Here is a 20,981-nt window from a genome sequence, read left to right on the forward strand (position 1 = left end):
GGGCGGGACGGGTCACGTCCCGCCCCGGGTCGGGGCGACCGAGGGATCAGGCCGGGAGGATCAGGCCGGAGGCGCCGTTGCGGGCGGCCTCGAAGCGCTGCTGCACGTCGGCCCAGTTCACGATGTTCCAGATCGCCTTGACGTAGTCCGCCTTGACGTTCTGGTAGTCGAGGTAGAAGGCGTGCTCCCACATGTCCAGCTGGAACAGCGGGATGGTGGCCACGGGCACGCCATTCTGCTGGTCGTAGAACTGCTCGATGACCAGGTTGCCGCCGATGGGCTCGTAGGCCAGCACGGCCCAGCCGGAGCCCTGGATGCCGAGGGCGGCGGCGGTGAAGTGCGCCTGGAACTTGTCGAACGAGCCGAAGAACTCGTCGATGGCGGCGGCCAGCTCGCCGGTGGGCTTGTCGCCGCCCTCCGGGGAGAGGTTCTTCCAGAAGATGGAGTGGTTGGTGTGGCCGCCCAGGTTGAACGCCAGGTCCTTGGAGAGCTGGTTCACGGAGGCGAAGTCCTCGGCCTCGCGGGCCGCGGCGAGCTTCTCGAGGGCGGTGTTGGCGCCCTTGACGTAGGTCGCGTGGTGCTTGGAGTGGTGCAGCTCCATGATCTTCGCGGAGATGTGCGGCTCCAGCGCCGCGTAGTCGTAGTCGAGCTCGGGCAGGACGAATTCCGTCATGCTTCCTCCTTCATTCAGGGGGCCTCCGTCCTGTGCGCGGAGGCCGGTGTCCAGGGGAACCCGGCCGCGGTGGGCCGTATTCCTCGCCCCCATTGTGGACACGGGCGCGGCGCGGGCGCCATCCCCGGCCGCCCCTCCCCCGGCCGAGCAGTCAGGCGCCGTCGACCGCCGTGCCGGGGATGCCCTCGGCGGCCGCCCGCTTGTCCGCCATCGACAGCAGGCGGCGGATCCGCCCGGCGACCGCGTCCTTGGTCATGGGCGGGTCCGCCAGGCGCCCCAGCTCGTCGAGGGAGGCCTGCTTGTGCTCGAGACGCAGGCGCCCGGCGTAGCCGAGGTGGTCCGGGACGTCGTCGCCCAGGATCTCGAGGGCTCGCTCGACGCGTGCCCCCGCGGCGACGGCGGCCTGGGCGGACCGGCGGAGGTTGGCGTCGTCGAAGTTGGCCAGGCGGTTGGCCGTGGCGCGCACCTCCTTGCGCTCGCGACGCTCCTGCCACAGCGCCGCGGTCTGGTCCGCTCCCACCGCGGTCAGCAGCGCGGCGATCGCCTCTCCGTCGCGGACGACCACGCGGTCCGCCTGGCGCACCTCGCGCGCCTTGGCGGCCACGCCGAGCCGCCGCGCGGCGCCCACGAGGGCGAGTGCGGCCTCGGGGCCCGGCGTCGTGACCTCCAGGCACGAGGAGCGCCCCGGCTCCGTCAGGGAGCCGTGGGCCAGCAGCGCCCCGCGCCAGACGGCGGCGGTGTCCGCCGCCGACCCCTGCACGAGGGCGGGGGGCAGGCCGCGGACGGGGCGGCCGCGCAGGTCGAGCAGGCCGGTCTGGCGGGCCAGGTCCTCGCCGCCGCGGACGACGCGGATCACGTAGCGCTGGCCGCGGCGCAGGTTGCCTCCCGAGATGACCACGATCTCGGTGGCGTGGCCGTACAGCTCCGTGATGGCCGCCCGCAGCCGTCGGGCGCTCGCCCCGTGGTCGAGCTCGGCCTCGATCACCACGCGCCCGGAGACGAGGTGGAGCCCGCCGGCGAAACGGAGCATCGTGGCCGTCTCGGCCCGCCGCTCCGGGACCGCCCCGACGGGCACGCGGGCGAGCTCCTCCTTGAGGGTCATGGTCAGCGCCACGGGCGTCTCCTTCGATGCGTGCGGTGTGTGCGGTGCCGCCCCGTGGACGGCCCCGGGCGCGGGGGCGTCGCCGCCCCGCGGCCCGTCACGAGCTCATGGCCTCGTCGATGGCCACGGCGAGCCGCAGGGGGTCGTGGGCGAGCCGGTTCGCGGCATGGGCCACTCTACTGAACGCCACCCGGGCGCCGAGGCGACGGGCCTCCTGGACCACGGCGGCCCGGTCCGCCACGGCGTCCGCGTCCGCGATCACCACGTCCAGCTGCAGGCCCGGGGCGTGCTCGCGCAGGACCTTCAGATGGTCCGCGTGCGTCATGCCCGTGGTCTCCTGCGTGCCCGTGTCGATGTTCAGCACGAAGATCCGGCGCGCCGTGGTGACCTCGAGCGCCCCGCGGACCTCGGGCATGAGCAGGTGCGGCAGGACCGACGTGTACAGGGAGCCGGGACCGATCACCACCCAGTCGGCCAGCTCGATGGCCGCCAGGGCCTCCGGGGTGGCGGGCGCGTCGGCCGGGGACAGCCGCACGTCGACGACGCGGCCGTCGTGCGCGGCCTGGGCGAGCGCCACCTGGCCCTCCACGTGCCGCCGCACCAGGCGACCGGCGTCGTCCTCGGCGAGGAGGTCCCCGCCGATGGTCAGCGGCACCCGCGAGACCGGCAGGACCTCACCGTGGGCACGGAGCAGGGCGCCCGCCCAGCGCAGGCCGTCCACGGGGTCGCCGATGAGCTCCCAGAGGGCCACGATCAGCAGGTTGCCCAGGGCGTGGCCGTCGAGCGTCGCCTCCGCCTCCGGGACCTCCGTGGAGCGGAAGCGGTGCTGCATCACCTGGGCCCAGGTGCGGCCCCAGTCGGTGTCGTCGCAGAGCGCGGCCAGGGCCATGCGCAGGTCTCCGGGCGGCAGCACGGCCATCTCGCGGCGGATCGTGCCCGAGGAGCCGCCGTCGTCGGCGACCGTCACGACGGCCGTCAGGTGGCCGGCGACGAGGCGCAGCGCGGCCAGGGAGGCCGAGAGGCCGTGCCCGCCGCCGAGGGCGGTGACGCGCACCTGCGGGCGCACCGTGCCCGAGGTCGTGGCCCACGCCCCGCGGGCGGCCGCCGGGGGCAGCGGCAGTGAGGACGTGGACGGTCCGGTCACGGGGCCCGTCATTCCCGGCCCACGTCCCGATGGTCGACGTGCACGCTCACGCGGGGCCACTGGGCCACCCGTCGCGCCAGCTCCTCCGCGACGGCCACGGAGCGGTGCTTGCCCCCGGTGCACCCGACGGCGAGGGTCGCGTAGTGCTTGTTCTCCCGGCGGTAGCCCTCGACGACGGGGCCGAGCGCGGCGAGGTAGTTCGACAGGAACTCCTGCACCCCCGGCTGGCCGAGGACGAACCCCGACACCTCCGGGTCCAGGCCGGTCTTCGAGCGCAGCTCGGGCACCCAGTGCGGGTTGGCGACGAACCGCATGTCCGCCACGAAGTTCGCGTCCGAGGGCAGCCCGTACTTGAAGCCGAAGCTCATCACGTTCAGCCGGACGGTCACGGGGCCGTCCTCGGAGAACAGCTGGGTGACCTCCGTGGCGAGACCGTGGACGTTCAGCGCCGAGGTGTCCACGACGATGTCCGCGCGCTCCTTGAGCTCGGAGAGGATCTCCCGCTCGGCCTGGATGCCGTCGAGCAGCCGGGCGTTGCCCTGGAGCGGATGCGGCCGGCGCCCGGCCTCGAACCGGCGCACCAGCACCTCGTCGGACGCCTCGAGGAAGACGGTGCGGAACTCCACGCCGGTGCTCTCCAGCTGCTGGAGCGCCGTGCGCAGCTCGTTGAAGTAGGAGCGCGAGCGCACGTCCACCACGATGGCCAGCCGCGGGAACGCCTCGGGCGAGCGGGCCACGAGGTCCGACAGGGTTCCGAGGAGCTGCGGCGGCATGTTCTCCACCACGTACCAGCCGTGGTCCTGGAGGGCGTGGGCGGCCGTCGTGCGGCCGGCCCCGGACATGCCGGTGATGACGAGGACCTCGGAGGAGGGGGGCTTGTCGGGCTGCAGGTGCTCGTCGGCGCTCATGGGGCCACTGTATCGCCGCCGTCGGACGCCGTCAGGGCCGCGTGGACGGCCTCGGCGAGGGCGGGTCCGATGCCCGCGACCTCGGTCAGGCCGGCGGGCCCGGCCTGCCGCATCCGCTCCACGGAGCCGAAGTGCGTCAGCAGGGCCCGGCGCCGCGTCGGGCCGAGACCGGGGACGTCGTCGAGGGCGGAGGCCGTCATCGCCTTGGTGCGGCGGGAGCGGTGGCCGGCGATGGCGAACCGGTGCGACTCGTCGCGGATGCGCTGCAGCAGGAACAGCCCCTCGGAGGTGCGCGGCAGGACCACGGGGAACTCGTCCCCCGGGAGCCAGACCTCCTCGAGACGCTTCGCCAGCCCCACCACGGGCAGGTCGTCCAGGCCCAGCTCGGCGAGGACCTCGGCGGCCGCGGCGACCTGCGGCGGGCCGCCGTCGACGACGACGAGCGAGGGCGGGTAGGCGAACCGGCGCCGCTCCCCCTCGGCCTCCTCCGCGTCGATCTGGCCGGTGAGCACCCCGCCCTCCCGGCGATCCTCGGCCATGCGCGCGAAGCGCCGCCGCAGGACGTCGCGCAGCGAGGCGGTGTCGTCCCGCGCGGCCTCGCCCGTCACGTTGAATCGGCGGTAGTCCTTCTTCTTGGGGAGGCCGTCCTCCATCACCACCATCGAGCCGACGACGTTGGTGCCCTGCGAGTGCGAGATGTCGTAGCACTCGATGCGCAGCAGCGGCTCGTCGATCTCCAGGGCGTCCTGCAGCTCCCGCAGGGCGGCCGAGCGCGTGGTGAGGTCGCCCGAGCGGCGCGTCTTGTGCAGCTTGAGGGCCATCTCGGCGTTCTCCCGGACGGTCCCCATGAGGTCGGCCTTGGGCCCGCGCTGGGGCACCCGCACCTGGACGCGGGCCCCGCGCAGCCCGGAGAGCCACTCCGTGACCTGCTCGGCGCCCGCCGGCAGGACCGGCACCAGCACCTCGTGCGGGATGCGCTCCGTGTCCGGCACGTCGCCGTAGACCTGGGTGAGCAGCTCGGCGACGGCCTCGTCCTCCCCCACGTCCTCGACGCGCTCCATGATCCAGCCGCGCTGGCCACGGATGCGGCCCTGCCGCACGTGGAACACCTGGACGGCGGTCTCGAGCTCGTCCGAGTGGAGGGCGAACACGTCCGCCTCCGTGGACTCGGCCAGCACCACCGCGTTGCGCTCGAACACGCGGCGCAGGGCGGCGATGTCGTCGCGCAGGCGGGCGGCGTCTTCGAAGCGCAGCTCCTCCACCGCCCCGGCCATCGCCTTCTCGAGTTCGCGGACGAACCGGTCCGCGTCGCCCGCCATGAAGTCGCAGAAGTCCTGGGCGAGCGCCCGGTGCTCGTCCGGGGAGATCCGCCCGACGCACGGCGCCGAGCACTTGCCGATGTACCCCAGCAGGCACGGGCGGTCCTGGGCCTGGGCCCGCTTGAACACCCCGGCCGAGCAGGTGCGCACGGGGAACACCCGCAGCATGAGGTCCACTGTCTCGCGGATGGCCTTGGCCGGGTGGAAGGGGCCGAAGTACTTCACGCCCGGGCGCTTGTCCCCGCGCATGACCTGCACCCGCGGGAACCGCTCGTTCATGGTGACGGCCAGGTACGGGTAGGACTTGTCGTCCCGGTACATGATGTTGAACCGGGGCCGGTACTCCTTGATCCACGTGTACTCGAGCTGGAGGGCCTCGAGCTCCGAGGCGACCACGGTCCACTCGACCGCGGACGCCGTGAACACCATGGTGCGCGTCTTGGTGGCCAGGCGCGCCGGGTCCTGGAAGTAGGAGCTCAGTCGCGCCCGCAGGTTCTTCGCCTTGCCGACGTAGATGACGCGCCCGTCCGGGTCCCGGAACCGGTAGACGCCGGGGGACGTCGAGATCTCCCCCGGGGCGGGGCGGTAGGTGCGCGGGTCAGCCACGGGCGGCGGGCGCGGCGTTGTACTCGTCCACGCGCTCCTGGCCGGAGAGGGCGGCGATCGCTGCCATGATCGTGGCGGTGGCCTCCCGGCGCTGAGGCAGGGAGTGGCGGCGGCCCGGATGGCCGAAGTCCAGGGGCTCGCCCATCTCCACGGTGAACCGGTGCGGCCGGAAGCCGTTGGTCCCCGGCGGCTGGAGCCGCTCCGTGCCGCGCAGCCCGACCGGGACCACCGGCGCGCCGGTGGTGAGGGCCAGCCACGCCGCCCCGGTGCGCCCGCGGTACAGGCGGCCGTCGCGGCTGCGGGTGCCCTCCGGGTAGATCCCGACGCCGTGCCCGCCGTCGAGCAGCGCCACCAGGTCCTCCAGGGCGGCCACCGAGGCCGCCTGCTCGCCCCGGCGCACCGGGATGGAGCCGACCGCCTCGAAGAACCGGCGCTGGGCCCGGCCTCGGAGGCCGGGCGCCTCGAAGTACTCCGCCTTGGCGAAGAAGCCCACCGGCCGGGGGCAGAGCGCCTGGAGGATCACGGAGTCCACGAAGCTCAGGTGGTTGGAGGCGACGATGAACGGCCCCTCCGGCGGGACGTGCTCGAGGCCGCGGACGTGCGGGCGGCAGGACAGCCGGATCGCTCCGGCGACGGCGCGGCGGAGCTGCTCGGAGGTGGCCATGGGCGTGCGTCCTCTCGTCGGGTCGGATGGGGGCGGCGTCGCGCCGGTGCGCTCGAGGTTAGCCCAGGAGCTCCGCGAGGAAGCGGCCGGTGTGGCTCTCGGGCACGGCGGCCACCTCCTCGGGGGTGCCGGTGGCGACGACCGTCCCGCCGCCGGAGCCGCCCTCCGGTCCGAGGTCGATCACGTGGTCGGCGCACTTGACGACGTCCAGGTTGTGCTCGATGGTCAGCACCGTGTTGCCCTTGTCCACCAGGGTCTGCAGCACCTGGAGGAGCTTGCGGATGTCCTCGAAGTGCAGGCCGGTGGTGGGCTCGTCGAGGACGTACACGGTCCGCCCGGTGGAGCGCTTCTGCAGCTCCGCGGCGAGCTTGACCCGCTGCGCCTCGCCTCCGGACAGGGTGGTGGCCGGCTGGCCGAGCCGGACGTAGCCCAGGCCGACGTCCACGAGCGTGTCGAGGTAGCGGGAGATGCGCGTGTAGGCGCCGAAGAACTCGGCGGCCTCCTCGATCGGCATGTCGAGCACCTCGGCGATGTTCTTCCCCTTGTAGGTGACCTCGAGGGTCTCCCGGTTGTAGCGGGCGCCGTGGCAGACCTCGCACGGGACGTAGACGTCCGGCAGGAAGTTCATCTCGATCTTCAGGGTGCCGTCGCCCGCGCACGCCTCGCAGCGGCCACCCTTGATGTTGAAGGAGAAGCGGCCCTGCTGGTAGCCGCGGACCTTCGCCTCGGGGGTCTCCGCGAAGAGCTTGCGGATCTGGTCGAACACGCCCGTGTAGGTGGCCGGGTTGGACCGCGGGGTGCGGCCGATGGGGCTCTGGTCCACGTGGACCACCTTGTCCAGGTGCTCCAGGCCCGCGACGGAGCGGTGGCGGCCGGGGACCATCTTGGCGCCGTTGAGCTTGTCGGCGAGGACCTTGTAGAGGATCTCGTTGATCAGCGTGGACTTGCCGGAGCCGGACACGCCCGTGACGGCGGTGAACACGCCCAGGGGGATGTCCACGGTGACGTCCTTGAGGTTGTTCTCCGTGGCGCCCTTGACCGTGAGCCTGCGCTTCGGGTCCACGGGACGACGCGCGGCAGGCACCTCGATCCTGCGGCGCCCGGCGAGGTAGTCGCCGGTGACGGAGCGGGTGTTGGCCTTGAGCTCGTCCAGGGAGCCGGAGTGGACGACCTCGCCGCCGTGCTCGCCGGCCCGCGGGCCGATGTCCACGATCCAGTCGGCCTCGGCGATCGTGTCCTCGTCGTGCTCCACCACGATCAGGGTGTTGCCGAGGTCTCGCAGGCGGATGAGGGTGTCGATGAGGCGGCGGTTGTCCCGCTGGTGGAGGCCGATCGAGGGCTCGTCCAGGACGTACAGCACGCCGACGAGTCCGGCACCGATCTGCGTGGCCAGGCGGATGCGCTGGGCCTCGCCGCCGGAGAGCGTGCCGGCGTTGCGCTCGAGGTTCAGGTAGTCCAGGCCCACGTCCAGGAGGAACTCGAGGCGGGCGCGGATCTCCCGGACCACCTGGTCGGCGATCGCGAGCTCCCGCTCGGTGAGCTGCAGACCGTCGAGGAACGCCAGGGACTCGCGCAGCGGCAGCCGCGTGGCGTCCGCGATGGACAGCCCGCCCACCCGCACGTTGAGCACGGTGGGGTTCAGGCGGGCCCCGTGGCAGGCCGGGCACGGGATCTGCCGCATGAAGGACTCATAGCGCTCACGGGCGTTGTCCGACTCGGTCTCCCCATGCTTGCGCATCACGTAGGGCAGGACGCCCTCGAAGCCGGTGGTGTAGCGGCGCTCCCGCCCGAACCGGTTGCGGAAGGAGACCTCGACCTTGAAGTCCTTGCCGTTAAGGACGGCGTCCCGCTGCTGGGCGGTGAGGTCCTTGAAGGGGGTGTCCAGGGAGAACTTCATCTCCTTGGCCAGGCCGCCGAGCACGCGCAGCCAGTAGTCGGAGGTGGACTTGCCCAGTGACCACGGCAGGATGGCGCCCTCGTTGAGGGAGAGCTCGTCGTTGGGGACCACGAGGTCCGGGTCCACCTGGAGGCGGGAGCCGATGCCGGTGCACTCCGGGCACGCGCCGAACGGGTTGTTGAAGGAGAAGGAGCGGGGCTCGATCTCGTCCACGGTCTGCGGGTGGCCATGGGGGCAGGACAGCTTCTCGGAGAAGGTCCGGAACCGGGGGTTGCCCTCGGCGTCCTCGCCCGCGAGGTCGCCCTGGTTCTTCTTCCCCGCCTGCGCGACGACGTCCACGTCCACGAACTCGACGGCGACCAGGCCGTCGGCGAGCTTCAGGGCGGTCTCCACGGAGTCGGTCAGCCGCTGGCGGATGCCCTCCTTCACGGCCAGGCGGTCCACGACCACGGCGATGGTGTGCTTGTTCTGCTTCTTGAGGGCGGGCGGGTCGGAGAGCTGGATCAGCTCCCCGTCCACGAGCGCGCGGGCGTAGCCCTGCGTCGAGAGGGAGGAGAAGAGGTCCACGAACTCGCCCTTGCGCCCGCGCACCACCGGGGCGAGCACCTGGAAGCGGGTGCGCTCGGGCAGCTGCTCGAGCTGGTCCACGATCTGCTGCGGGGTCTGCTTGGACACGACCTCGCCGCAGACCGGGCAGTGGGCCACGCCGACGCGCGCCCAGAGCAGGCGCATGTAGTCGTAGATCTCCGTGATGGTGCCCACCGTGGAGCGCGGGTTGCGGTTGGTGGACTTCTGGTCGATGGACACCGCCGGCGAGAGACCCTCGATGAAGTCCACGTCCGGCTTGTCCACGCGGCCGAGGAACATGCGAGCGTAGGAGGAGAGCGACTCCACGTAGCGGCGCTGGCCCTCGGCGAAGATCGTGTCGAACGCCAGGGAGGACTTGCCCGAGCCGGACAGGCCGGTGAACACCACCATGGAGTCGCGCGGGATCGAGACGTCGACGTTCTTCAGGTTGTGTTCGCGGGCGCCCTTGACGACGATCCGCTCGTGCTGCGCCGAGCCCCGGGCCGGGCCCGAGGCGAGGCCGCCGCGGGCGGCGGCGTCGGGACGGGCGGGGGCTGCGGCGGAGGAGGAGTTCTTCGGCACCGCCCCAGTCTAGGCGGGGCCCGGACACGACACCGGCGGAGCCGGACCCTTCCGCCGCTGGCGGAGCCGGGCTGTGCGAGACCTAGACTGGGCGGCATGCCCGCCACCGCCGAGCCCCGACTCCTGCACGATCTGCCCGCCGTGACCGTGCGCGCCGTGTCCGTCTCCGAGATGGACAACAACGCGTACGTCCTCACGTCGAAGACCACCGGCGCACAGGTGCTGATCGACGCCGCGGCCGAGCCGGAGACCCTGCGCGACCTGCTGGCCTCCGCCGCCGCGGACACCCCGTGCGAGCTGCGTCTGGAGCTGATCGTCACCACGCACCGGCACTGGGACCACGTGCGCGCGCTCCCCGCGCTCGCCACGGTCACCGGGGCGCGGACCGCGGCGGGCGAGGACGACGCGGACGCGATCGCCGCGGAGACGGGCGTGACGCCGGACGTGCGTCTGGCCCACGGGTCGCGCACCGGCGCGGAGGGCATCGAGCTCGAGGTGATCGCCCTGCGCGGCCACACCCCCGGCTCGGTCGCGCTGGCCTACCGGCCCGAGGCGGACGAGCCGGCCGTCCTGTTCACGGGCGACTCCCTCTTCCCCGGCGGGGTGGGCAACACCCAGGGTGACGCCGAGCGGTTCGCCTCCCTGATCCGGGACGTCGAGGACCGGGTCTTCGCCGCGTTCGACGACGACGTCGTCGTACACCCCGGCCACGGGGCCTCCACCACCCTCGGCGCCGAGCGCCCCCACCTGCAGGAGTGGCGCGAGCGCGGCTGGTGACTCACTCCCCCGGCTTGCGCCCCACGAGGAACATGCGGCGCACCGGGAACACGGTGAGCGGGCCGCCGTCGGCGTCGGAGACCCCGGGCACGGGCGGATAGGCCTCGCGCATGGCCTGCCGGTAGCGCGCGACGAAGAGCTCGAGCAGCCCGGCGCCCTCGGCCGCGCCCTCCTCGGCGTCCCACGCGGCCAGGGCCTGCAGGGACGGGCGCAGGGCCGCGCCCGAGGTCCAGCGCAGCACCGGATCGGGGCCGGTGAGCACCTGCTGGTACTCCGTCTCCCACACGCTGGGGGTCCAGCCGGCCTCGAGGAACAGGCGCGTGTACTCCTCGGGCGGGGCGACCGTGCGGGTGGTCTCCACGCCGTGCAGCGCCTCGGAGAACACGGGCTCGTCGGCCAGGGCGACGATGGTGGCGTGCGAGGCCTGCTGGTACGGCCGCGGGAGCTGCGCGCCGAACCAGGCGCCCGGGTGCAGGTCACCCAGCCAGCGGCGGATCAGGCGGCGGTGCGTGGGGATCCACTGGAGCATGGCGTTGGAGACGATCACGTCCACCTCCGGACCCGGTCGCCACTGGGAGGCGTCCACCCGGTCGAACCGCAGGTTCGGCAGGTCCGCGTCCGCCGCACCCTCCCGGGCCCGCTCCAGCATGGCCGGGGAGTCGTCCAGGCCGATCACCTCGGCCGCCGGCCAGCGCTCGGCCAGCGTCCGGGTCAGGGTGCCCGGCCCGCAGCCCAGGTCCACGACGACGCGCGGCGCCTCCGCCTCGACCCGCGCCACGAGGTCGTGGAACGGACGGGCGCGGTGCTCGGCGAAGCCCTCGTACTGGGCGGGGTCCCAGGTGAACCCCGCGGTCTCGCGTCCGGTGACGGCAGGCACGGTGCTCATGCCGGCACGCTACCGCGCGGGGGTCCCGCTACGCTGGCCCGGATGACTCCCTCCGCAACGAACCCGCCGTCCCTCACCGACCGCCTGGACGCCCTGCCCGCCTCCCCCGACGCCGACGACGTCTTCGGGGCCTTCGCGGCCTGGACCGAGGACCGCGGCATCTCGCTCTACCCGGCCCAGGAGGAGGCGGTGCTGGAGCTCGTCCAGGGCCGGCACGTGATCCTGGCGACCCCCACCGGCTCCGGCAAGTCGCTGGTCGCGCTCGGTGCGCACGCCGACGCCCTCGCCCACGGGAAGGTCTCCTACTACACGGCGCCCATCAAGGCGCTGGTCTCGGAGAAGTTCTTCGCCCTCGTGGACGTGTTCGGCGCGGAGAACGTCGGCATGGTCACGGGCGACTCGTCGGTGAACGCGGACGCGCCGATCATCTGCTGCACCGCGGAGATCCTGGCCAACCGCGCGCTCCGCGAGGGCAGCGGCATGGAGATCGGCACCGTGGTGATGGACGAGTTCCACTACTACGCGGACCCCTCCCGCGGCTGGGCGTGGCAGCTGCCGCTGCTGGAGCTGCCCCAGGCCCGCTTCCTCCTCATGTCCGCCACCCTCGGCGACACCTCCATGCTGGAGCGCGACCTGGCCGAGCGCACCGGGAGGGAGGTCGCCGTCGTCGCGCACGCAGAGCGCCCCATCCCCCTGAGCTTCGAATGGTCCGAGGTCCCCCTGCAGGAGAAGGTGGAGGAGCTGGTCTCCACCCACCAGGCACCCGTGTACATCGTCCACTTCTCCCAGCTGGACGCCGTGGAGACCGCCGTGGGCCTGGCCTCGATCTCCGTGACGACCAAGGAGGAGAAGGAGGCCATCGCGGAGCGGATCGCCGGCTTCCGGTTCTCCGCCGGCTTCGGCAAGACCCTCAACCGGCTGGTGCGGGCGGGCATCGGCGTCCACCACGCCGGCATGCTCCCGAAGTACCGCCGCCTCGTCGAGAAGCTCGCCCAGGAGGGCCGGCTCAAGGTCATCTCCGGCACGGACACCCTCGGCGTCGGCATCAACGTGCCCATCCGCACCGTGCTGCTCACCGCGCTGTCCAAGTTCGACGGCGAGAAGACCCGCATCCTGCAGTCCCGCGAGTTCCACCAGATCGCCGGACGCGCCGGCCGCGCCGGCTTCGACACGCAGGGCTACGTCGTGGTGCAGGCCCCCGAGCACGTGATCGAGAACAAGGCCGCCGAGCGGAAGGCCGCCGCCAAGTTCGCCGGGATCAAGGACGAGGCCGAGCGCGCCAAGCGCATGAAGCAGTCCGTCAAGGGGTCCAAGAGGAAGACGCCGCCGCAGGGCTTCGTCTCCTGGGGCCCGGCCACCTTCGACAAGCTCGTGGCCTCCGAGCCGGAGCCGCTGGTCTCCCGCATGAGGATCACCCACTCCATGCTGCTGAACATCCTGGACCGGCCCGGGGACCCCGTGCTCGCCGTGCGCCGGCTGCTGCGCGCCACCCACGAGACCCCCGCCCGGCAGGCGCAGCTGATGCGCCGCGCCCTCGGGATCTTCCGGGAGCTGCTGGCCACCGGCGTCGTCGAGGTCCTCCCCGAGCCCGACGCGGAGGGCCGCACCGTGGACCTCACCGTGGACCTGCAGCCCGACTTCGCCCTGAACCAGCCCCTCTCCCCCTTCGCGCTGGCCGCCCTGGACCTGCTGGACCCGGCCGCCCCGGACCACCACCTCGACGTCGTCTCCGTCATCGAGGCGACCCTGGACGCGCCCCGACAGGTGCTTTCCGCCCAGGTGAAGAAGGCCAAGGGCGAGGCCGTGGCCGCCATGAAGGCCGAGGGCATGGACTACAGCGACCGCATGCGCGCCCTCGACGAGGTCACCCACCCGCAGCCGCTCGCCGAGCTCCTGGAGCAGGCGTTCGAGCGGTACCGCCAGGACGCCCCGTGGCTGGCCGAGTTCGAGCTCTCCCCCAAGTCCGTGGTGCGGGACATGTTCGAGCGCGCCATGGGATTCGGCGACTACGTCCGGTTCTACGGCCTCGCCCGCTCCGAGGGCGTGCTGCTGCGCTACCTCACCGACGCCGTGAAGGCCCTGCGCCAGACCGTCCCGCAGGAGGACCGCACCGAGGACCTCCAGGTGCTGCTGGACTGGCTGGACGAGATGGTCAAGCAGACCGACTCCTCCCTGCTCGAGGAGTGGGAGGACCTCATGTCCGGGGACATCGCCGAGCTGCGCCGGGACCTGGAGTCCCTCGAGCCGACCCCGCCGCCGCGCCTGACGGACAACGCCGCCGTGTTCCGCGTGATGGTGCGCAACGCGATGTTCCACCGCGTGCGCCTGTTCGGCGACGAGCAGGACGCGAGGCTCGCCGAGCTCTCCGGGGACCTCTCCGCCAACGACTGGGCCGACGCCCTCGACGCCTACTTCGACGAGCACGAGGACATCGACGACGGCCCCGACGCCCGCGGCCAGGAGTTCTTCCGCGTGGCCACCGCCCCCGGGGCCCGCTGCCCCGTGGAGCTCGAGGGGTCCCGCTGGTGGGCCGTGCGGCAGGTCCTCAAGGACCACGACGGCGACCACGACCACGGCATCAACGCCGTCGTGGACCTGGAGGCCTCCGACGAGGCCGGGCACCCGGCGATCCGTGTCGTCTCCGTCGGCGCCCCCGTGCCCGGGTGGGACCTGTGACCAGGACGGGCACGGGGGACGCGGCGTTCGTCCCCGGCGACCCCCGCGGCTTCGCCCCCGTCGGCCCCGCCGCGCACCGGGAGGGCGAGCGGACCGTCCTCTTCGACGGCACCGTGGCCGTGGACCACTGGTTCACCGTGCCCGTGGACCACGCCCTCACCCTCGCGGAGGCGCTCGCCCAGGACGCCGCCGGCACCGGCCTCGGCCCAGGTGGCCGCGGCACCCTCGAGGTCTTCGCCCGCGAGGTCCGCCACCCGGAGGACCCGGAGGGCGAGCGTCCCTGGCTGCTGTACCTGCAGGGCGGCCCCGGCTCGGGCGGTCCCCGCCCGGCCCGCCTGGGCGGCTGGCAGTGTGAGCTCGCGCAGCACCACCGTCTCCTCCTCCTGGACCAGCGCGGCACGGCCCGCTCCACGCCGGTCACGGCGGCCACCCTCGCCGGCCTGCCCGACGACGCCGCGCGCGCCGCGTACCTCACGCACCTGCGCGCCCCGCAGATCGTCCAGGACGCCGAGATGATCCGCGTGGCGCTCGGCGCGCCGCCGTGGACGACCCTCGGGCAGAGCTTCGGCGGGTTCTGCACGCTGAGCTACCTCTCCTGGCGTGCCGAGGGCCTCGAGCGCTGCCTGGTGACCGGAGGGCTGGCCCCGCTGACCGGGCACGCGGACCGCGTGTACCGGGCCACCACCGCCCGCATGCACGCCCGCTGGCAGGAGTTCCTGGAGCGGCACCCGCAGGACGCCGGTCACTGGGCGGAGGCCGTCGCGCTCATCCGCGCCGCCCAGGACGACGGCGACCCGTACGTCCTCCCCGACGGCACGGCCCTCACCGTGGGCCGCGCGCAGCAGCTGGGCATGCTCCTCGGCGGGAACACCCGCGTGGACGGTCTGCACTGGGTGCTCGCCGAGGCCGTGGACCGCTCCGGCGGCGAGCCCCGGCTCTCCCCCGGCTTCCTGGCCGCCGTGGCCGCCCAGACCACCCGCGCGGTGAACCCCCTCTACGCGGTGCTGCACGAGGCGATCTACGCGCAGCCCGCCGCACTGACGGACGGCCGTGGAGCGACCGCGTGGTCCGCGCAGCGGGTGCTGGCCGAGCACCCCGACTCCTCCCCCGCCGCCGATCCGGCCCCCGTGCCCACCGGCGAGCACGTGCTGCCGTGGTCCTTCGAGACCGAGCCGGAGCTGCGCGCCCTGGCCGGTGTGGCGGCGCTCCTCGCCGCCAAGGACGACTGGGGCGCGCTCTACGACCTCGACGCGCTCGCGGCGAACGAGGTCCCCGTGGCCGCCGCCGTCTACACCGACGACGTCTACGTGGACCGCGACCTCTCCCTCGAGACCGCCGCGCGCGTGAGGGGCCTGCAGGTCTGGGAGACCGACGCCTTCCACCACGACGGCCTCGCCGACGACGGCCCCGGCATCGTCCGACGGCTGCGGGGGATGCTCGGGGCCTGACGCCCGAATTGCGCCGCGGCACACCGGACCGCGGCACAGCGGGCCCTCCGACCGACGACGGCGCCCGCACCTCGAGGAGGTGCGGGCGCCGTCGTCGTCGCGGGGTGCGGGTCAGCGGCCGTCGCGACGCGCGGCGTCGGAGACCTGCTTCATGCGCGTGGCGCTCTCGGCGCGGCGGGCGTCGCCCTCGTCCGCGGCCTTGCCCCAGACGAGCGAGGCGACGGTGGCGACCACCAGCGTGCCGAGGATGACGGCCAGCGAGAGGAAGGTCGAGATCTCCGGCACCGGGACCGGGTTGCCGCCGTTGATGAAGGGCAGCTCGTTCTCGTGCAGGGCGTGGAGGATCAGCTTCACGCCGATGAACGCGAGGATGAACGCGAGGCCGTGCTTGAGGTACACGAGGCGGTCCATGAGGCCGCCGAGCAGGAAGTAGAGCTGGCGCAGGCCCATGAGCGCGAAGATGTTCGCCGTCAGGACGATGAACCAGTTCTGGGTCAGGCCGAAGATCGCCGGGATCGAGTCGACGGCGAACATCACGTCGGTGAGGCCGATGGTGATGAACACGACCACCATCGGGGTGAACATGCGCTTGCCGTCCACGGTGGTGCGCAGCTTGTTGCCGTCGAAGTCCTCGGCCACGTTGAGGCGGCGCGTCAGCCTGCCGACGATGCCGGGCTCGGCCTCCTCGCCGTCGTCGTCGTCCTGGAGCTGGTGCCAGGCGGTCCAGAGCAGGAACACGCCGAAGATGTAGAAGACCCAGGTGAGGTGCTCGATGGCCACCGCGCCGATCGCGATGAAGATCGCGCGCGCGACGAGCGCGATGATGATGCCCACCATCAGGACCTCCTGCTGGTACCGGCGGGGCACCTGGAACTTGGCCATGATGATGAGGAACACGAACAGGTTGTCCACGGACAGGCTGTACTCGGTGACCCAGCCGGCCAGGAACTCGGTGCCGTGCTGGGCGTCGCCGAGGACGTACAGCAGGCCCGCGAAGATCAATGCGAGCGTGACGTAGAAGCCGATCCACAGACCGGCCTCCTTCATGGAGGGCTCGTGGGGCCGCTTGAGCACGTAGAGCAGGTCGAACAGGAGGATGACACCCAGGACCACCAGCGTGGTGATCTCGAATGCCGGGGTGAGGACGTCCATCGAAGGGCACGGTCCTTTCCGTCAGGGGCGGGCCGGGGCCGCCGCATGGCTGATCTGGTCCGCAAGTCTCTCCGCCCGCCGCGCATGCGCGGCCCGGCCGCTGTGTCCGGCCACCCGGGCCTCCCCGGAGGGGCGGTGCGGCGGCGTGCTGACGTCCACAGTGTTCGGGATACTCCCCTACGTCACGGGGCCACTCTACCGGCTGCCCCGTGCGGCCTCCCGGGTGGGTCGCGCCTCAGCCGCCGGCCAGGGCCAGGTGGACGACGAGGCCGGCGCCCGCGGCGAGCGTCCAGCTCGCCAGCGACCCGACGAGGAACTCCTCCGCGCTGGCACCCATGGGCCCGCCCTTCGCGTCCCCGGCGCGGGCGTCCTTCGAGATCTCGGGGAAGCGCACGATGCCCTTGGCTGCCATGATCGCGGCCACCGCCTGCCACGCGGCCATGAGGCCCAGCACGGCCATGAGCAGGCGCTCCATCGGCCCGATGAACCGGCCGCCGCGCAACCCCTCGCCGTCGTCGTCCGCGTCGTGGACGTCGTCCGCGTCGTGGACGTCGTCCGTGGAGGGGCGTCCGGCCAGGCGGAGGACGTCGCGTGTGACGACGTTCGCCGTCTCCACGAGCACGAGTCCGGCGCCGAGGAGGGCCATGCCCACGGGGCCGTGCGCCACCGTGAGGGCGCCGGTGTGCTCGGCCACCGCGAGGCCGACCACCCCGCCGAGCGCGCCCACCCGCAGGTGCGGGGAGCCGGCGCGGGCGAGGGCGTGCCAGGCGAGCACCGCGCCGAGGGCCAAGGCCACGGCCGACAGCGTCTCGGCCGCCGACGCCGCCCCGCCGGCCAGGACGACGCCGCCGATGAGCACGGCGCCGACGGCGGCCAGCAGCGCAAGCCACGGATGACGCGAGGTGCGGCCGGGGGTCACGGCGAGCAGGTCGCGCAGGCCCAGGGCGAGCAGGGTCAGGGCGGTCACGGACGGTCCTCCTCGGCAGTCGCCTTCGCTCCCCGCCCGGCGCCGGGCAGCGCGCCGAGCGCGGCGTCGAGGGCCAGCAGCTCGCGCACGCCCGAGCGGGCGACGGCCTGGGACACGGCGCCCTGCGTGATGCGCTCGGCGGTGGCGGTCTCCGCCTGGGTGCGCCCGGCCAGCAGCGCGGCGGCGATCCGGCGCTCCCGGGCCTTGAGCCGGCGCAGCACGTGGTCCCGGACCAGGAGCTGGCCGTCCACCGCGGCGGTCAGGTCCGCGTCGGGGCCGCGGTACGCGCCGGCGAGGCCGCGCGTCCGGTGCTCGGCGGCCTCGAGGGCCTCCCGAGCGCGGTGCCAGGCCGAGCCGTCGAGGATGGGCCGGCCGTCGTCGTCGGCGGCGCCCGTGACCTCGCGGTGGACGCCGTCCCCGAGCCCGAAGCGCAGCTCGACGCCCTCCGGCAGGGCCACCGCCACGCGCAGGGTGGCGCGCACGGCGGCGGCCCAGTCCGCGTGCAGGGCCTGGAACTCGTCCCCCACCGTGGCCCACGCCGGGATCCGGGCCGGGACGGCCTCCTCGGCCGCCGCGAAGGCCGCGAGGATCGCCTCCTGGGCGGCGGCGCGGTCGCGCAGACCCCGGGATCCGACGATGTCGGCGATCACGGCGGTCCCGCGCACGGGGCCCTCGTCGGTGAGGCTCATGGGATCGACGTTACACGATCACTGATAATCGGCGATTATCAGGTTTTTCGTGGACCCGTGCCGGCGGCGGTTCACTGCTCGCGCTTCATCTGCCGCAGCTCCTTCTTGAGGTCGCCGATCTCGTCGCGGAGGCGCGCGGCCAGCTCGAACTGGAGGTCGGCCGCCGCCTGGTGCATCTGGGCGGACATCTGCTCGATGAGCTGCGCCAGGTCCTTGGCGGGCAGCGCGGCCGGGTCGACGGCCGGCGAACCGGAGGGGACCTCGCCCGCGGGCGGCTCGTGGTCCAGCGACCCCAGCCCGCGGTGGCCCATGCCGTAGTCGAAGCCCGCCTTCACCCCACCCATGCCCTTGAGGAAGTCGGCACTGTCCGCGTCCTCGCGGGCCAGGGCGTCGGTGATGTCCGCGATCTTCTTGCGCAGCGGCTGCGGGTCGATCCCGTGCTCCGCGTTGTAGCGGATCTGGACCTCGCGACGGCGCTCGGTCTCCTCGATCGCCCGCCGCATGGAGTCGGTGACCCGGTCCGCGTACATGTGCACCTCGCCGGAGACGTTGCGGGCGGCGCGGCCGATGGTCTGGATCAGCGACGTGGTGGAGCGCAGGAAGCCCTCCTTGTCCGCGTCGAGGATGGACACCAGCGACACCTCGGGCAGGTCCAGGCCCTCGCGCAGCAGGTTGATGCCCACGAGGACGTCGAAGGTGCCCTTGCGCAGTTCGCGCAGCAGCTCGACGCGGCGCAGGGTGTCCACGTCCGAGTGGAGGTACTCCACCTTCACCCCCGCCTCCAGCAGGTACTCGGTGAGGTCCTCGGCCATGCGCTTGGTCAGCGTCGTCACCAGGACGCGCTCGTCCTTCTCTGTGCGGGTCCGGATCTGCTCGAGCAGGTCGTCGATCTGGCCCTGCGTGGGCTTGACCACCACCGTGGGGTCCACGAGGCCGGTGGGGCGGATGATCTGCTCGACGACGCCGTCCGCCTGGGACAGCTCGTACTGGCCCGGGGTGGCGGAGAGGTACACGGTCTGGCCGATCCGCTCGAGGAACTCGTCCCACTTGAGCGGCCGGTTGTCCATGGCGGAGGGCAGGCGGAAGCCGTGCTCCACGAGGGTGCGCTTGCGGGACATGTCGCCCTCGTACATCGCGCCGATCTGCGGGATGGTCACGTGGGACTCGTCCACCACCAGCAGGAAGTCGTCCGGGAAGTAGTCCAGGAGGCAGTGCGGGGCCGAGCCGGCGGGGCGGCCGTCGATGTGCCGGGAGTAGTTCTCGATGCCGTTGCAGTATCCCATCTGCTGCATCATCTCGAGGTCGTAGGTGGTGCGCATGCGCAGCCGCTGGGCCTCCAGCAGCTTGTCCTGGGACTCGAGCTCCTGCAGCCGCTCGCGCAGCTCGTCCTCGATCGTGGCGATCGCGCGGCCCATGCGCTCGTCGCCGGCCACGTAGTGCGAGGCCGGGAAGATGTACATCTCCTCCTCCTCGCGGACCACCTGGCCGGTGAGCGGGTGCAGGGTCTGGATGGACTCCACCTCGTCGCCGAAGAACTCGATCCGCACGGCGAGCTCCTCGTACATGGGGATGATCTCCACGGTGTCGCCGCGCACGCGGAACGTGCCGCGGTGGAAGTCGACGTCGTTGCGGACGTACTGCATCTGCACGAACCGCCGCAGCAGCGCGTCCCGGTCCATCTCCTGGCCGCGGCGCAGGGTGACCATCTGCGCGATGTACTCCTCGGGCGTACCGAGGCCGTAGATGCAGGACACGGTGGCCACCACCACGACGTCGCGCCGGGTCAGCAGCGCGTTCGTGGCCGAGTGGCGGAGGCGCTCGACCTCCTCGTTGATGGAGGAGTCCTTCTCGATGAAGGTGTCCGTCTGCGGGACGTACGCCTCCGGCTGGTAGTAGTCGTAGTAGGACACGAAGTACTCGACCGCGTTGTTCGGCAGCAGCTCGCGGAACTCGTTGGCCAGCTGCGCGGCGAGGGTCTTGTTCTGCACCATCACGAGGGTGGGGCGCTGCAGCTGCTCGATGACCCACGCCGTGGTGGCGGACTTGCCGGTGCCCGTGGCGCCCATGAGCACCACGTCCTTCTCCCCCGCCTGCACCCGCTCGGCGATCTCCGCGATGGCGGTGGGCTGGTCGCCCGAGGGCTGATACGGGGAGACGACCTCGAAGGGCGCGACGACGCGGTTGATCTGCTTGGCCAGGCTCATGCGGCCATCCCCTCCCACACGCGACGGGTGATCTCGCGGAGCCGGTCCAGGTCACCGTCGTTGACGATGACGACGTCGGCCACCGCCGCCCGCTCCTCGTCCGTGGCCTGCGCCGCCATGCGGGCGAGAGCGTCCTCGCGGGACATCCCGCGGTCCTCCACCATGCGCCGGATCCGCTCCTCGGCGGGGGCCTCGACCACGATCACCAGGTCGAAGGCATCGGCCTGGCCGGTCTCCACCAGCAGTGGCACGTCCTGGACGACGACGGCGTCCGGCCCGGCCTGCGCCACGATCTCGCGGGCCATGCGGCGCACCCGCGGGTGCACGATCCCGTTGAGGCGCTGGCGGGCGGCGGGGTCGGCGAACACGATCTGCGCCAGCGCGGCCCGGTCCAGGGAGCCGTCGGCCGCGATCACCCGGTCGCCGAACGCGTCCTGGACGGCCGCCAGACCCTCGGTGCCGGGCTCGAGCACCAGCCGGGCGAGGGCGTCGGAGTCCACCAGCAGGGCGCCGCAGCGCTCCAGCTCGGCGGCCACGGCGGACTTGCCCGCGGCGATCCCTCCGGTCAGCCCCACGTGGAGGCGGGGGCGCAGGGTCACGTCGGTGACGGCGTCGGTCATGGTTCCTCCGGTGCTGCGGGGGCGGATGGTCCTGCCAGTATGCCTCGATCGCGCGTCCGGCGACGGACCCGGACGCGCCGCGGGCGGCCGCCCCCGAGGG

The 20,981-nt window shown here is 72.9% G+C and carries 16 protein-coding genes; 3 read left to right on the plus strand and 13 right to left on the minus strand.

Annotated elements, in window-relative coordinates; genetic code table 11:
- Positions 1–46: 46 nt before the first annotated feature.
- The 7 genes from KW076_RS08360 to uvrA form a co-directional block, all read right to left on the minus strand.
- The gene (locus KW076_RS08360) at positions 47–673 is read right to left on the minus strand and encodes a superoxide dismutase (RefSeq protein WP_224354918.1); all 627 of its coding nucleotides are present in this window, start codon (positions 671–673) and stop codon (positions 47–49) included.
- A gap of 151 nt (positions 674–824) precedes the next feature.
- Positions 825–1,787: a DNA-binding protein WhiA gene (gene whiA, locus KW076_RS08365; RefSeq protein ID WP_224354919.1), complete on the minus strand. Its 963-nt coding sequence runs from the start codon at positions 1,785–1,787 to the stop codon at positions 825–827.
- Positions 1,788–1,872: 85 nt separating this feature from the next.
- Positions 1,873–2,919 (minus strand): gluconeogenesis factor YvcK family protein, encoded by a 1,047-nt coding sequence (locus KW076_RS08370; RefSeq protein ID WP_224354920.1) that lies wholly within the window; start codon positions 2,917–2,919, stop codon positions 1,873–1,875.
- Positions 2,920–2,927: 8 nt separating this feature from the next.
- Positions 2,928–3,827, minus strand: coding sequence for an RNase adapter RapZ (rapZ, locus tag KW076_RS08375; protein ID WP_224354921.1), 900 nt, complete (start codon positions 3,825–3,827; stop codon positions 2,928–2,930).
- A complete protein-coding gene (gene uvrC, locus KW076_RS08380; protein WP_224354922.1) occupies positions 3,824–5,752 on the minus strand; it encodes an excinuclease ABC subunit UvrC in 1,929 nt (642 codons plus the stop codon). Before uvrC ends, rapZ begins: the two co-directional genes overlap by 4 nt.
- Positions 5,745–6,416, minus strand: a complete 672-nt coding sequence (locus tag KW076_RS08385; protein ID WP_224354923.1) for a lysophospholipid acyltransferase family protein — start codon at positions 6,414–6,416, stop codon at positions 5,745–5,747. The genes uvrC and KW076_RS08385 overlap by 8 nt, the downstream gene beginning before the upstream one ends.
- A gap of 58 nt (positions 6,417–6,474) precedes the next feature.
- Positions 6,475–9,462 carry an excinuclease ABC subunit UvrA gene (uvrA, locus tag KW076_RS08390; RefSeq protein WP_224354924.1) on the minus strand — a complete coding sequence of 996 codons (2,988 nt, stop codon included), beginning with the start codon at positions 9,460–9,462 and terminating at the stop codon, positions 6,475–6,477.
- 96 nt (positions 9,463–9,558) lie between these two features.
- Between uvrA and KW076_RS08395 the strand changes: the two genes are divergently transcribed.
- Positions 9,559–10,239 (plus strand): MBL fold metallo-hydrolase, encoded by a 681-nt coding sequence (locus tag KW076_RS08395; RefSeq protein ID WP_224354925.1) that lies wholly within the window; start codon positions 9,559–9,561, stop codon positions 10,237–10,239.
- Between the two features lies 1 nt (position 10,240).
- On the opposite strand, the gene KW076_RS08400 is transcribed toward KW076_RS08395, so the two are convergent.
- Positions 10,241–11,125, minus strand: a complete 885-nt coding sequence (locus tag KW076_RS08400) for a methyltransferase domain-containing protein (protein WP_224354926.1) — start codon at positions 11,123–11,125, stop codon at positions 10,241–10,243.
- A gap of 42 nt (positions 11,126–11,167) precedes the next feature.
- On the opposite strand from KW076_RS08400, the gene KW076_RS08405 reads away from it, so the two are divergent.
- On the plus strand, positions 11,168–13,801 hold the full coding sequence (locus KW076_RS08405; RefSeq protein WP_224354927.1) for a DEAD/DEAH box helicase: 2,634 nt from the start codon (positions 11,168–11,170) through the stop codon (positions 13,799–13,801).
- A complete protein-coding gene (locus KW076_RS08410; RefSeq protein WP_224354928.1) occupies positions 13,798–15,249 on the plus strand; it encodes an alpha/beta fold hydrolase in 1,452 nt (483 codons plus the stop codon). The genes KW076_RS08405 and KW076_RS08410 overlap by 4 nt, the downstream gene beginning before the upstream one ends.
- A gap of 111 nt (positions 15,250–15,360) precedes the next feature.
- Here KW076_RS08410 and KW076_RS08415 read toward each other — a convergent pair whose 3' ends face one another.
- The 5 genes from KW076_RS08415 to coaE all read right to left on the minus strand — a co-directional run bounded on the left by KW076_RS08415 (position 15,361) and on the right by coaE (position 20,881).
- Positions 15,361–16,401 (minus strand): TerC family protein, encoded by a 1,041-nt coding sequence (locus KW076_RS08415; protein ID WP_224354929.1) that lies wholly within the window; start codon positions 16,399–16,401, stop codon positions 15,361–15,363.
- Between the two features lie 235 nt (positions 16,402–16,636).
- A complete protein-coding gene (locus KW076_RS08420; RefSeq protein WP_224354930.1) occupies positions 16,637–17,368 on the minus strand; it encodes a hypothetical protein in 732 nt (243 codons plus the stop codon).
- Positions 17,365–18,057 carry a SatD family protein gene (locus KW076_RS08425; protein ID WP_224354931.1) on the minus strand — a complete coding sequence of 231 codons (693 nt, stop codon included), beginning with the start codon at positions 18,055–18,057 and terminating at the stop codon, positions 17,365–17,367. The genes KW076_RS08420 and KW076_RS08425 overlap by 4 nt, the downstream gene beginning before the upstream one ends.
- Positions 18,058–18,128: 71 nt before the next feature.
- Positions 18,129–20,261 (minus strand): excinuclease ABC subunit UvrB, encoded by a 2,133-nt coding sequence (gene uvrB / locus KW076_RS08430; RefSeq protein WP_224354932.1) that lies wholly within the window; start codon positions 20,259–20,261, stop codon positions 18,129–18,131.
- On the minus strand, positions 20,258–20,881 hold the full coding sequence (gene coaE / locus KW076_RS08435) for a dephospho-CoA kinase (protein WP_224354933.1): 624 nt from the start codon (positions 20,879–20,881) through the stop codon (positions 20,258–20,260). Before coaE ends, uvrB begins: the two co-directional genes overlap by 4 nt.
- Positions 20,882–20,981: the final 100 nt, after the last annotated feature.

Source organism: Micrococcus porci (genome assembly GCF_020097155.1).
Taxonomy (GTDB): domain Bacteria; phylum Actinomycetota; class Actinomycetes; order Actinomycetales; family Micrococcaceae; genus Micrococcus; species Micrococcus porci.

What these genes read in the sequence shown, in the direction of transcription:
- KW076_RS08405 (WP_224354927.1), top strand. Translation starts at nt 11,168, where the DNA reads ATGACTCCCTCCGCAACGAACCCGCCGTCCCTCACCGACCGCCTGGAC.
- KW076_RS08385 (WP_224354923.1), bottom strand. Translation starts at nt 6,416, where the DNA reads ATGGCCACCTCCGAGCAGCTCCGCCGCGCCGTCGCCGGAGCGATCCGG.
- rapZ (WP_224354921.1), bottom strand. Translation starts at nt 3,827, where the DNA reads ATGAGCGCCGACGAGCACCTGCAGCCCGACAAGCCCCCCTCCTCCGAG.
- KW076_RS08400 (WP_224354926.1), bottom strand. Translation starts at nt 11,125, where the DNA reads ATGAGCACCGTGCCTGCCGTCACCGGACGCGAGACCGCGGGGTTCACC.
- uvrB (WP_224354932.1), bottom strand. Translation starts at nt 20,261, where the DNA reads ATGAGCCTGGCCAAGCAGATCAACCGCGTCGTCGCGCCCTTCGAGGTC.
- KW076_RS08415 (WP_224354929.1), bottom strand. Translation starts at nt 16,401, where the DNA reads ATGGACGTCCTCACCCCGGCATTCGAGATCACCACGCTGGTGGTCCTG.
- KW076_RS08395 (WP_224354925.1), top strand. Translation starts at nt 9,559, where the DNA reads ATGCCCGCCACCGCCGAGCCCCGACTCCTGCACGATCTGCCCGCCGTG.
- coaE (WP_224354933.1), bottom strand. Translation starts at nt 20,881, where the DNA reads ATGACCGACGCCGTCACCGACGTGACCCTGCGCCCCCGCCTCCACGTG.
- KW076_RS08360 (WP_224354918.1), bottom strand. Translation starts at nt 673, where the DNA reads ATGACGGAATTCGTCCTGCCCGAGCTCGACTACGACTACGCGGCGCTG.
- KW076_RS08425 (WP_224354931.1), bottom strand. Translation starts at nt 18,057, where the DNA reads ATGAGCCTCACCGACGAGGGCCCCGTGCGCGGGACCGCCGTGATCGCC.